This is a genomic window from Nonomuraea sp. PA05 (genome assembly GCF_008086045.1).
GTDB classification, from domain to species: Bacteria; Actinomycetota; Actinomycetes; order Streptosporangiales; family Streptosporangiaceae; genus Nonomuraea; species Nonomuraea monospora.
Genome location: NZ_VSEY01000010.1, coordinates 36420 through 49109, shown reverse-complemented (window position 1 = coordinate 49109; position 12690 = coordinate 36420). Strand labels below are relative to the sequence as shown.

Genomic DNA, 12690 nt, shown 5'->3' with positions numbered 1-12690 from the left:
CGTGACTAGCCCCGGCTGTAGACGAGCCGTGGCGGGCTGCCGCCGAAGAGCCGGCTGACCGTGACGAACCGGTAGCCCCGCTTGGACAGGGCCTTCAGCACCTTCGGGATGGCCCGCACGGTCGTGGGGTGGATGTCGTGGAACAGGATGACGCTGCCCGGCCGCACCGCCTTGACCGCCTTGCGGGCCACCCTGGCGCTGTTGCGGTAGCGCCAGTCCAGGGTGTCCACGCTCCACATGACCACCGGCCGCCCGGCCTGCCGCCGCACCGTCGTGTCGAACGCGCCGTACGGCGGGCGGACGAGCTTCGGCCTGATCCCGATCGCCGCCTTGATCGCCTGGTCGGTGCGGGAGAACTGCGAGCGGACCGACGCGGCGGACAGCCTCGTCAGGTCGGGGTGCGACCAGCTGTGGTTGCCGATCTCGTGGCCGGCCGCGTACGTCCTGCGCAGGGCGCCGGGGTAGGCGGCGACGTTCTGGCCGACGACGAAGAACGTGGCCCGCGCGTCGTAGGCCGCCAGGGTGCGCAGCAGCGCGTCCGTGTACTTGCCTGGGCCGTCGTCGAAGGTGAGCGCCACGCACTTCACGCGGCGGCAGTCGACCGGCTTGGCCGCGGGCGCCTCGGCGGCGGCGCCCACGGATAAGGCCACCTCGGCTGTACTGGCCTGTGCGGGTTCCGGGGTGGTGGCGAGCGTGCCCGCGCCGCCCAGCCCCGCCGTCAGGACGACCGCGGCGATCGCTCGCGAGGTCCCCCGTCTCATGCCGATGTTCATGAATCCCCCTGTACGAGCACCGCCCCCGGTGCATGTCCCCCATAAGACGACCCCGCAGGGATCGTTCCAAATGGTTGGACTCCTGGCCGCCGCTCCTGGTTCGCACAGGATCGTGTCCCGGATGAGTAACAGGGCTCAGACGTGCCCGACCGACCGCAGCCCCGCCAGCGCGGCCTCGGCGAACGCGCTGACGACCTCCCCGCCCTGCACGGGAGGCCACACGGCGGAGGTGGACCAGGTCAGCCGGGGTTCGTCGATCGGCCGCCACACCAGCCCGGCGGGCAGCTCGTCGTACGGCTCCTCGTTGAGGTGCGCCCCCAGCCCCGACATGACCAGGCCGTGGACGAAGTGCGGGTTGCGGGCGTGCCGGATGGCGCTGGGCAGGAAGCCGTTGTCGCGGCAGGCCTCCAGCACGTGGTCGTAGAGGTGCGGCGCCATCTCCCTGGGGAAGATCACCAAGGCTGAGCCGTCGAGTGTGCGCAGCCGTACCACGTCCTGTTCGGCGGCGCGGTGATCGGCGGGCAGCACCACGCCGAGCCGCCGGTGCACGACCTCGCTGGACTCCAGGCCGACGGTGTCGCAGGGGTGCCGCACGAGGCCCGCGTCCAGCTCCTCGGCGCGGAGTTTGGCGAGCTGGCTGGCCGTGGTCAGCTCGTGCAGTTGCAGCAGCACGTCGGGGACGCGTTCGGTGAAGCGCGCCACCAGGGTGCGCAGCGCCATGGGCGTGGTGTCGGGCGGCACACCGGCCCGCAGGACGCCGGACGCGCCGGGGCGGATGCGCCGCATGGCCTCGCGGGCGGCGTCGGCCTGGTCGAGCACGCCGCGGGCGTGTTCGAGGAGCAGCGCGCCGGCCTCGGTCAGCGAGACGCGGTGCGGGTTGCGGTCGAAGAGCCGCACGCCCAGCTCCCGTTCCAGGTCGCGGATGCGCTGGGACAGCGGCGGCTGGGCCATGTGCAGCCGTTCGGCGGCCCGGCCGAAGTGCAGCTCCTCGGCCACGGCGACGAAATAGCGCAGGTGACGCAGCTCCATCCGCCTCACCATATCGCTCTGATATCGCCAAGGGACTCCATTGATGTTGGCCACGGCCCCGTCACACCTGGTTGTATCCCGGCAAGCCCGTTGACCTGCGAAGGGACGATTGTGACTGTGCTGCTGGACCGTGACGGACCCGTCGCGGTGATCACCCTGAACCGGCCGGAGAAGCTCAATGCCTGGACCGCCGAGATGCGCGAGCGGCTGATCGCGCTGCTGGCCGAGGCGGGCGCCGACCCCGAGGTGGGCGCGGTCGTCCTCACGGGCGCCGGGCGGGCCTTCTGCGCCGGGCAGGACCTGGGCGAGACGGCCACGATCGACCCGGACGACCACGCCGCCTCCGACGCCTGGATCGACGGCTTCGACCGCCTCTACCGGGCGGTGCTCGACCTGGACAAGCCGGTCGTGGCGGCGGTGAACGGGGTGGCGGCGGGCTCGGGCTTCCAGTACGCGCTGCTGGCCGACCTGCGCGTCGGCCACGCCGGCGTGCGGATGGGACAGCCCGAGGTGCTCTCCGGCATCCCCAGCATCACCGGCATCTGGGCCATGTGGAACATTCTCGGCCGCGCCAGGACCACGGAGTTCGCGCTGACCGGACGGCTGGTGTACGGGGCGGAGGCGGAACGGCTGGGCCTGCTGACCAGGCTCGTCGGCGAGCGCGAGGTGCTCGCGGAGGCCGTCAAGCAGGCCAGGGAGCTGGCCGCGCTGCCGCCGGGCGCCGTGGCGCTGACCAAGGGGCGGCTGCGCGAGCTGGAGAGCCAGGCGCTGGCCGACGCGGTGGTGGCGGCCAAGAAGGTGCACGCCGCCGCGTACGCCTCCGGCGAGCCGCAGCGCGAGATGAACAGGTTCCTGGAAAGGAGCGCCCGATGACCGGGTGGAGCGTTCCCGAACGCTACAACATGGCCGTGGACGTGGCCGACCGCCACCCCCGCGAGAACCTGGCGATGATCTTCGAGGATCACACCGGCGCCCACGAGGAGATCCGCTGGGGCCAGATCCAGGACCGCTCGCGGCAGATCGCCGCCTGCCTCCAGGGCGCCGGCGTGCGCCCCGGCGACCGGGTCGCCGTCATGCTGCCGCAGCGCACCGACACGCCCGCCGCCTACCTCGGGGTCCTGCGCACCGGGGCCGTGCTGGTGACCATGTCGCTGCTCTGGGCCGACGACCAGATCGCCTACCGGCTCGCCGACTCGGGCGCGTCGGTGCTGGTCACCGAGGCGGGCGCGGTCCGCAGGGCGGGCGGCTACCAGGGCATCGTGGTGGACGTGGACGACCCGGCGCTCGCCCGGTTCAAGCCGGAGTTCACGGACGCCGACACGGCCGCCGACGACCCGGCGCTGATCTTCTACACCTCCGGCACGACCGGCCCCGCCAAGGGCATCGTGCACGCGCACCGCACGCTGCTCGGCCACAACGAGTTCGAGGTCTGCCACGACCTGCGCCCCGGCGACGTCTTCTACGGCGCGGGGGAGTGGGCCTGGTCGATGGCCAAGCTCATGGGCCCGCTGCGGGCCGGCGCCGTGCACTACGTGTACCGGCCGGCCGCCGGCTTCGACCCCGACGGGCTGCTGGACGGCATGGCGCGCAACGGCGTCACGACCGGGCTGGTCAACCCCACGTTCCTGCGCAAGACGCGCGAGCAGGTGCCCGACGCGGGAACCCGCTACCCGCAGCGCCTGCGCACCGTGTGCTGCGCCAACGAGCCGCTCACCGCCGACCTGATCCGCTGGTTCCGCGACCAGTTCGGGGTGACGCTGCTCGACTACTACGGCTCGACGGAGTCGTACCCGCTGATCGGCAACTTCCCCGGCGAGCCGGTCAAGGAGGGCTCCATGGGGCGCCCGCTGCCCGGCTGGGACGTCGCCCTGCTCGACGAGCGGGAGCGGCCGGTGCCGCAGGGCGAGGTCGGCGAGATCTGCCTGCGGGCGCGGAGCAACCCGCAGTTCCCGCTCGGCTACTGGAACCGCCCCGAGGCCTCCCGGGAGACCTTCGGCGGGGACTGGTTCCACACCAAGGACCACGCGCGCGTGGACGAGGACGGCTACTACTGGTTCCTCGGCCGCGTGGACGACGTGATCAAGACCTCCGGCTACCGCGTCGGCCCCGACGAGATCGAGGAGGCGCTGCGCGCCCACCCGGCCGTCGCGGACGTGGGCGTGGCCGGGGTGCCGGACCCCGTGCGCGGCCAGGCCGTCAAGGCGTGGGTCCTGCTCTCGCCCGGCCACCGGCCGGGTGAGGAGCTGGCACGGGAGATCCGCGAGTTCGCCAAGACCACGCATTCGCGCTTCGCCTACCCGCGGGAGGTCGAGTTCGTCGACGAGCTGCCCCGCTCGGCGAGCGGGAAGATCCAGCGCGCCCAGCTCCGCAGCCGGTCCACCAAGTAAGGGAGCACCCATGACCCCCCAGGATTCCGCCGTGCGGCGCAAGGTCTCGCTGGCCTCCGCGATCGGCAACTTCGTCGAATGGTTCGACTCGGCGGCGTACGCCGTGATGTCCGCGACCATCGCCGCGCTGTTCTTCCCCGACTACGACAAGACGGCCGCGCTGCTCGCCACCTGGGCGATCTTCGCGGGCGGGTTCATCGCCCGGCCGCTCGGCGCGGCCTTCTTCGGCCGGTACGGCGACCGCCTCGGCCGCAACAGGATGCTCGCCCTGACCGTGCTCACCATGAGCGGGGCCACGTTCCTCATCGGCATCCTGCCGACCTACGCCTCCTGGGGCATGGCGGCGCCGATCCTGCTGTTCCTGCTGCGCTGCGCCCAGGGCTTCTCCACGGGCGGCGAGTACACGGGCGCGTCGGCGTTCATCGTCGAGTACGCGCCGGAGGGCCGCAGGGCCCGCTTCGCCGCCGCCGTGCCGGTGACCGTGGGCCTGGCCAGCGTGGCGGGCTCCGGCGTCGGCTTCCTGATCACCTCGGCGCTGTCCACGGAGGCGTTGCAGAGCTGGGGCTGGCGGGTGCCGTTCCTGCTGGCCGCGCCGCTCGGCCTCATCGGGCTCTACCTGCGCTCCAAGGTCGAGGACACGCCCGTGTTCCGTGCGCTGGAGAAGCACGACGAGGTGGAGCCCGCGCCGCTGCGGGAGGCCGTGCGGCGCTGCGGGCGGCAGATCGCCACGCTGTTCGGCTACAGCATCACCAACGCCGTCGGGTACTACCTGATGAGCAGCTACATGATCGCGTACATGTCGGAGGAGCTGGGGTACTCCAAGAGCGAGTCGCAGCTCACGAACGTCGTGTCGATGCTCGCGTACAGCGTGGCCTGCCTCTTCGCCGCCAGGGCCAGCGACCGGTTCGGGCGCAGGCCGATGCTGATCGCGGCGTGCGCGGGGTTCGTGCTGCTGCCGCTGCCCGCGTTCTGGCTGATGGGGTCGGGGCTGGCCGGGGCGATGCTGGGCACCTCGCTGCTGGCCATGCTGGTGTCGGTGATCGGCACCTCGAACGTGCCCGCGCTGGTGGAGATGTTCCCCGCGAAGGTGCGGGCGAGCGGCTCGGCCATCGGCTACACCGCCGCGTACGTGCTGTTCGGCGGCACCGCGCCGTTCGTCGCGACCGGGCTGGTGTCGGCGTCGGGCAGCGCCATCGCGCCCGCCTTCTACATGGTGGTGATCGCGGTGGTGTCGCTGGTCGTGGTGCTGACCTCGTTCAAGGAGACGCGCGGCCTGCGCCTGGACCGGGGCGTGGACGCCACGGTTCCCGCCGCTCGGGGTTGACAGCGGGGGAGGGCTGGTCTTCTCTCGAACCCATCGGGGTAGGGAGGGGAGCCCCGCATGCGCGCGATCCGCCGATCCGTTCTTGCCCTGATCGTCGTCGTCGCGCTCGTGACCGTCCCCCGCGACCCGGTGCTCGCCCAGGCCCCCGCGCCGGGCGGGCCGGGCCTCCCGTCGCACTTCGGCCTGGCCCGCAAGGACTGCGTGGGCACCGCGACGTCCCGCTCCTCCAAGGTCTGGTACACGGTGGCGGGCGGCGTCCTGTCCGACGTGTACGAGCCCACGATCGACAACACGAACGTCGAGACCATGCAGTTCGCCGTCACCGACGGCAGGACGTTCACCGAGCTCCAGGCCCGCGACACCACCTACCAGGTGGCCACCGATCGGTCGGGCATGACCTGCACGATCACCTCCGTCAGCAAGGCGGGCCGCTACCGCCTGACCACCACCTACCTGACCGACCCCGACAGGAACGCGGTGGTGGTCCGCGCCCGCCTCCAGCCGCCCGGCCTGCGCCTGTACGCCAGGCTCGACGCGAGCGTGAACGGCAACGGCGGCGGCGGAGAGCCCAACGGCGGCCCCGACAACGCGATCGTCGACGAGCGGACCGGCGCGCCCGTCGTCTGGGACGACAACACGCAGACCTCCGCCCCGGCCCGCGACTACGCCGTCCCCACCCATCTGGCGCTGCGCGCGCAGCGGCGGCTGCCGCAGGCGAGCGTGGGCTACGCGGGCACGCCCAGCGACGGCGCCGCCCAGCTCGACACGGCCCGCGAGCTGACCACCCACACCGAGGCGCCCTCGGGCAACGTGGTGGCCACCGCCCGGCTGCCGATCGACGCCAGGGGCGAGGTCACGTTCGCGCTCGGCTTCGGCCGCGACAGGGCCGCCGCGCTGCGGACCGCCGCCGACGCCGCCGCCCGCCCGTTCGAGGCCACCCGCGCCCGCTACGAGGCCGGCTGGGCCGCCTACGACGCGAGCCTGCGCAGGCCTCCCGCAGCGCTCGACGGCCTCTACCGGCTCTCGGCCAACGTGCTCAAGGCCAGCGAGGACAAGACGTTCCCTGGCGCGGTCGTCGCCTCCCTGGCCAGCCCGTGGGGCCAGGCGGTCGGCGCGGGCGAGCTGGTCGGCGGCAAGGCGATCTACTTCGGCTCCTACCGCGAGGTGTTCTCCCGCGACCTGTACGAGGCGTTCACCGGCTTCCTGGCCGCCGGCGACGTGGCCACCGCCCGCGCCACGGCCCGCTTCCTGCTGGAACGCCAGCAGTTGCCCGACGGCCGCCTGCCGCGCAACTCCCTGCTCAACGGCAGACTGGCCCCCGACTCGGGCGGCGACCAGCTCGACGAGACCGCGTACCCGATCCTGATGGCCTACCAGTCGGGCCTCACCGGCGTGTGGGACGACGTGCGGGACGCCGCCGACTTCCTCGTCTCGCACGGCCCGGCGTTCGGCGTGGAGCGGTGGGAGGAGCAGTCGGGCCACTCGCCGTCCACGATCGCGGCCGAGATCGCCGCGCTCGTCGCGGCGGGCGAGCTGGCCGCCCGTCACGGCGACCAGGCGCGGGCCAGGCTCTACCGGGCCACGGCCGACCACTTCGCCCGCTCCGTCAAGGCGTGGACGGTCACCACGACGGGCCCGTACGCGCCCCGCTACTTCCTGCGCCTGTCACGCGGCGGCGACCCCGACGCGGCCGTCTCCTACAACCTGGGCAACGGCGGCCCCACCGAGGACCAGCGCCGCGTGGTGGACGCCGGCTTCCTGGAGCTGACCAGGCTCGGCATCCTGCCGCCCGACGACCCCGACGTGCTCGCCAGCCTCCCCGTCGTCGACCGGGTGATCAGGCGCGACACGGCGAACGGGCCCGGCTGGTACCGCTACGGCTCCGACACCCCCGGCACCGAGGACGGCTACGGCGACTGCCACGAGCCCGACCCCACCGCCTGCGCCCCGTCGGGCAAGCCATGGCCCACCGGCAACAACGGCTCGGGGCACGTGTGGCCGGTGCTGGCGGGCGAGCGGGCCGAGCAGGCGCTGCAGACCCGCGACCAGGGCACGGCCGCCGCGCTGCTGTCCGCCATGCGGGCCATGGCGTCGGGCACCGGGCTGATCCCCGAGCAGGCGTGGGAGAACCCGGGCCTGCCCGCCTCCCCGTACGGCGCCGACCCGGCCACCGCCTCCATCGGCTTCCGCGACGGCGGCCCGGCGGGCTCGGCGTCGCCGCTGACGTGGGCGCAGGCCCAGGTCGTCCGGCTCATCCTGTCGCTCGGCTCCGCCAGGCCCGTCGAGCAGCCCGAGATCGTGCGCCGCCGCTACGCCGACCCGCCGCAGGCCGCCCCGCTCACCGTCACCGCCCCGTCCGACGGCACCCCCGTGACCGGCACGTCGGTGCCCGTCACGGGCAGTACCGTTCCCGGCGCGCGGGTGGAGGTCGCCGCCACGCCCATCGACACCGGCGCGGCCACCCAGGTCGTCTCCGTGCGGGCCGGCGCGGACGGCGGCTTCGCGGCGCTCGCGCCGGTCGCGTTCGGCGAGGTCGTGATCACCGTGACGGTCACCGCCCCGGACGGGCGCACCGGGTACGCGCGGCGCACGGTCGTCGGCGACATCGTGGACGCCACCACGGTGCTCGACGTCGAGGACCCGGAGGGCGACGACCACGGGCCCGGCACGTACGCGTACCCGACCGCCGCCGACTTCCACGACGGCGCCTTCGACCTGCGCAGGTTCCAGGTGATCACGGACGCGAGCACCGTCTACCTGCGGGCCGTGCTGCGCGACCTCACCCCCACCTTCGGCAACCAGATGGGCGCGCAGCTCCTCGACGTGTACGTCCGCGACCCGGCGGTCGCCACGACCTCGACGGAGGCGGCGTTCCCGCAGCGCAACCACCGCATCGCCGAGCAGGACGCCTGGTCGCAGCGCGTCGAGGCGCAGGGCTTCGCCGCGCCGGTGTGGGTGACGGCCGGCGGCGCGGCCCCGGCGGGGGCCGTGGTGCGCGCGTCCGGCACCACGCGGACGATCACGATCGCCCTGCCCAAGGCCACGTTCGGCACGCCGGGCCCCGGGTGGCGCTTCGCCGTGGTGCTGACCGGGCAGGACGGGTTCAGCGCCGACCAGGCCAGGCCGTTCGCCGCCACGCCGCAGCCGTACCAGTTCGGGGTGTGCGCGGTGGGCGGCACGGACCCGCTGTGCGCGGTGGACCCGGGCACCGTGCCCAAGGCCCTCGACGTGCTGGTGCCGCCGGGGCAGTCGCAGACGGACGTGCTGAACCCGCTGCTCGGCCCGGTGACCGTCCCGGCGATACCAGTCCCATGAAGGTCAGGAGTGCCAGGAGCGCTGGAGCGCGTCCTGCAGTCGCCGCCTCGCCGGGGGAGGCACGTCGCCGTTGCCCGCCGGCGGCAGCGCGGGCCGCGCCGGAGGCACCAGCACCGCCGTCTCCTCCTCCTCAGCCGGCCGCTCCACCTCGGTGTATCCACCCTCGGCGCCGCGCACGATCACTCCGGTCTCCACTCCGTGCTCCACGGTGTGCCGGTCGCGCGCCTGCAACCCCAGGCAGATCCGCCGGGTGATCATGAACGCCAGCACGGGCCCCAGCACGACCGCGACCCGGAAGATCCACGTCGTCGCGTACAACGAGATGTGGAACGTGGTGGCGATCAGGTCGTTCCCGCCTGCCGCCCACAACACCCCGTAGTACACGATCCCGGCGACCCCGAGCCCGGCCCGCACCGGCACGTCGCGGGGCCGGTCGAGCAGGTGGTGCACGGCCCGGTCACGGGTCACCCACCGCTCCGCGAACGGGTAGACGGCCAGCGCCGTGAACAGCAGCCCCGGCGCCACCAGCGCGGGGATCACCACGCTCATCGTCACCGTCTGCCCGAACAGCGCGAACTCCCACGGCGGCATGATCCGCAGGGCGCCCTCCAGGAACCCCATGTACCAGTCCGGCTGGGAGCCCGCGCTGATGTGCCCCGGCATGTACGGCCCGTACAGCCAGATGGGGTTGATCTGGAACAGGGTGGCCAGCAGCGCGACCACCCCGGTCACCCACAGGAAGAACACCGTCGTCTTCGCCAGGAACGCCGGGTAGAACGGCGCCCCCCGCACCACCCGGTCGTTCAGCCCCTTGGCGCGGAACTGGGTGTGCGTCTGCCGCCAGGTCAGCATCACCGCGTGCAGCGGGATGAGCAGCAGCAGGATGCCGGGGACCAGCAGCACGTGGATGCTGTAGAGCCGGGGGATGATGTCCGTGCCGGGGAACTCGCCGCCGAACAGGAACATCGCCAGGTACGTCCCCACCAGCGGGATCGAGATCGTCACGCCGTGCAGGATGCGCAGCCCGGCCCCGGACAGCAGGTCGTCGGGCAGCGAGTAGCCGAACAGCCCGTTGAGCATGACCAGCACGAACAGCAGCACGCCGATCAGCCAGTTCAGGTCGCGCGGCTTGCGGAAGGCGCCGGTGAAGAAGTTGCGCAGCGCGTGCACGACGATGGCGGCCAGGAAGATCAGCGTGGCCCAGTGGTGCATCTGCCGCATCAGCAGGCCGCCGCGCACCTCGAAGCTGATCTCCAGCGACGAGGCGTACGCCTCACTCATCGTGACGCCGCGCAGCGGCACGTAGACGCCGTCGTAGACGACCTCCCGCATGCTGGGCTTGAAGAACAGCGTCAGGAAGACGCCCGTGAGCAGGATGACCACGAACGCGTACAGGGCGATCTCCCCGAGCAGGAACGTCCAGTGGTCGGGGAAGATCTTCCGCATCGCCTTCTTCAGGAACCCGGCGCCGCCGACCCGGTCGTCCAGCGCCCCGGCCAGTGAGCTGCCCTTCATAGCCACCCCGCATCCGGCTCGGTTTTCTCGTCAGAACCAAGACGTCGCAGGGCGGCCGTTTGTGACAGTCACCGGCCGATGAGTTTCGGCTGCGGGTCGGGGGGCGGCGTGAGCCTCTCCTTCTCCTCCTCGGTCATCGGCCGCTCCACCTCGGAATATCCGCCTTCGGGCGAGCGCACGACCACGCCGGTCTCGATGCCGTGCTCGGCCATCCGCCGGTCGCGCGCCTGCAGCCCGTGGCAGATCCACACGGTCGCCACGTACGCCAGCACCGGCCCCACCAGGAACGCCACCCGGAAGATCCAGGTCGTCGCGTTGAGCGAGATGTGGAAGTTGGCGGCGATCACGTCGTTGCCGCCGGACGTCCACAACACCCCGTAGTACACGATCCCGGCGACCCCGATCCCGGTCCGCCTCGGCACGTCGCGCGGCCGGTCGAGCAGGTTGTGCACGGCCCGGTCGCCGGTGAACCAGCGCTCCGCGAACGGGTACAGCGCCAGCCCGGTGAACAGCAGCCCCGGCGCCAGCAGCGCGGGGATGAGCACGCTCATCGTCACCGTGTAGCCGAACACGTGGAACTCCCACGGCGGCATCAGCCGCAGCGCGCCCTCCAGGAAGCCCATGTACCAGTCGGGCTGCGAGCCCGCGCTGACCGTGCTGGGCACGTACGGGCCGTACAGCCAGATCGGGTTGATCTGGAACACGGTAGCCAGCAGCGCGACCACCCCGGCCACCCACAGCACGTACGACGTCGTCTTCGCGATGAACGCCGGGAAGAACGGCGCCCCGCTCACCTGATGGTTGCGCACCCCGCGCTCACGGAACTGGGTGTGCGTCTGCCGCCACGTCAGCACCACGGCGTGCAGCGGCACCAGCACCAGCAGCAGGCCGGGGATGATCAGGATGTGCAGGCTGTACAGGCGCGCGATGATGTCGCCGCCGGGGAACTCCCCGCCGAACAGGAACATCGCCAGGTACGTCCCCACCAGCGGCACCGACACCAGCACCCCGTGCAGGATGCGCAGCCCCGCCCCGGACAGCAGGTCGTCCGGCAGCGAGTAGCCGAACAGCCCGTTCAGCATGACCAGCCCGAACAGGGCCACGCCGATCAGCCAGTTCAGCTCGCGCGGCTTGCGGAAGGAGCCGGTGAAGAAGTTGCGCAGCAGGTGCACCACGATGCCGCCGAGGAAGATCAGCGTCGACCAGTGGTGCATCTGCCGCATCAGCAGGCCGCCGCGCACGTCGAAGCTGATCTCCAGCGAGGAGGCGTACGCCTCGCTCATCATGACGCCCTTCAGCGGCACGTAGGCGCCGTCGTAGACGACCTCCTTCATGCTCGGCTTGAAGAAGAACGTCAGGAAGACGCCGGTGACCAGCACGACCACGAACGCGTACAGGGCGATCTCGCCCAGCAGGAACGACCAGTGGTTGTTGAAGGCCTTGCGCATGGCCCTGTCCAGGAACCGGGCGCCGCCGACCCGATCGTCCAGAGCCCTGATCAGTGAGCTCGCCTTCATCGTCACCCCGCACCCGGCTCGGTTTTCTCGTCATACGAGGGACCGGGCAGGGGTGGCGGGTCGTGACAGTCAGGCGAAGCGCTCCACGGTGACGGGGATGGGGCCCTGCTCGCGCACGGCCTGGCGGTGGTGGTGCAGCAGCGCGCCGAGCGCCGTGATGGGGCCGGAGCCGAGCCGCGCGGTCACGTCCACGCACCAGGCGATGCCCGCGCCGATGCGGCGCAGCTCCCAGGTGAAGCCGTGGCCGCCGGCGTTGACGGAGGCCGTGCCGACCACGCGCGGATCGCCGGTGGGCTCCAGGCGCAGCGCCGTGCTGGCGTTGGCCAGGCCGGTCTCGCCCAGCTCCCCGGCGAACAGGATGCGGTAGCGGCGTGCCCTGGCCGGGCCGTTGCCCAGGTTGAGCGGGGCCGTGGTGGGCAGCGAGCGACGCTCCTGGAAGAGCGTCCGCAGCCCGGCCTCCTCGGGCAGCCCGCCGCCGCCGAGCACCTTGAAGGCACGCACCGCCTCCTGCCTGCTGACCGGTGTCACGCGCGAGCGCAGTGCGGTGTCGGCGCGGATGGCCCTGCTCAGCTCGGCCGAGGCGGACCAGGCCCCGATCTCCGCCACCCACTCGGCGCCGTCGATGCCGGCCGCCGTGTAGTCGTCGCACAGGACGAACTCCTCCACCAGGAGCCCTGCGGGTGATCGATCGCCCGCCGTCGCGGAGATCAGGTAGTAGTCCACCGGCCCATGATTGTGGTCGGCGGAACGCCAGATCAAGATCATCGCAACGTGCCGCGCCGACGTGTTCGCATGGGTTCGGTCAATACGGGAAGGAGTCCGCCGGATCG

Annotated in this window: 9 protein-coding genes; 4 read left to right on the top strand and 5 right to left on the bottom strand. The window is 72.3% G+C overall.

Annotated features, from left to right (window positions below; all coding sequences use genetic code 11):
- Positions 1–5: 5 nt before the first annotated feature.
- Both FXF51_RS17460 and FXF51_RS17455 read right to left on the bottom strand, forming a co-directional pair.
- On the bottom strand, positions 6–761 hold the full coding sequence (locus FXF51_RS17460; protein WP_148435537.1) for a polysaccharide deacetylase family protein: 756 nt from the start codon (positions 759–761) through the stop codon (positions 6–8).
- A gap of 147 nt (positions 762–908) precedes the next feature.
- Positions 909–1802 carry a LysR substrate-binding domain-containing protein gene (locus FXF51_RS17455; RefSeq protein WP_148435536.1) on the bottom strand — a complete coding sequence of 298 codons (894 nt, stop codon included), beginning with the start codon at positions 1800–1802 and terminating at the stop codon, positions 909–911.
- 111 nt (positions 1803–1913) lie between these two features.
- Here FXF51_RS17455 and FXF51_RS17450 point away from each other — a divergent pair, with 111 nt between their 5' ends.
- The 4 genes from FXF51_RS17450 to FXF51_RS17435 are packed head-to-tail and all read left to right on the top strand — an operon-like array spanning position 1914 to position 8828.
- Entirely contained in the window at positions 1914–2675 is a 762-nt protein-coding gene (locus FXF51_RS17450; protein WP_262379598.1) for an enoyl-CoA hydratase/isomerase family protein, read from the top strand.
- Positions 2672–4189, top strand: a complete 1518-nt coding sequence (locus FXF51_RS17445) for an acyl-CoA synthetase (protein ID WP_148435534.1) — start codon at positions 2672–2674, stop codon at positions 4187–4189. The genes FXF51_RS17450 and FXF51_RS17445 overlap by 4 nt, the downstream gene beginning before the upstream one ends.
- Positions 4190–4199: 10 nt before the next feature.
- Positions 4200–5513: an MFS transporter gene (locus FXF51_RS17440; protein WP_148435533.1), complete on the top strand. Its 1314-nt coding sequence runs from the start codon at positions 4200–4202 to the stop codon at positions 5511–5513.
- Positions 5514–5570: 57 nt separating this feature from the next.
- Positions 5571–8828, top strand: coding sequence for a glucodextranase DOMON-like domain-containing protein (locus FXF51_RS17435; RefSeq protein WP_148435532.1), 3258 nt, complete (start codon positions 5571–5573; stop codon positions 8826–8828).
- A 3-nt stretch (positions 8829–8831) separates the two neighbouring features.
- Here the strand turns inward: FXF51_RS17435 and FXF51_RS17430 are convergent, their stop codons facing one another.
- From FXF51_RS17430 to FXF51_RS17420, 3 genes are all read right to left on the bottom strand, one after another.
- Complete coding sequence (locus tag FXF51_RS17430) at positions 8832–10343, bottom strand: cytochrome b (protein WP_148435531.1); 1512 nt, start codon at positions 10341–10343, stop codon at positions 8832–8834.
- Between the two features lie 68 nt (positions 10344–10411).
- Entirely contained in the window at positions 10412–11860 is a 1449-nt protein-coding gene (locus tag FXF51_RS17425; protein ID WP_148435530.1) for a cytochrome b, read from the bottom strand.
- A 69-nt stretch (positions 11861–11929) separates the two neighbouring features.
- Complete coding sequence (locus FXF51_RS17420; RefSeq protein WP_187414419.1) at positions 11930–12619, bottom strand: hypothetical protein; 690 nt, start codon at positions 12617–12619, stop codon at positions 11930–11932.
- Between the last annotated feature and the right edge of the window lie 71 nt (positions 12620–12690).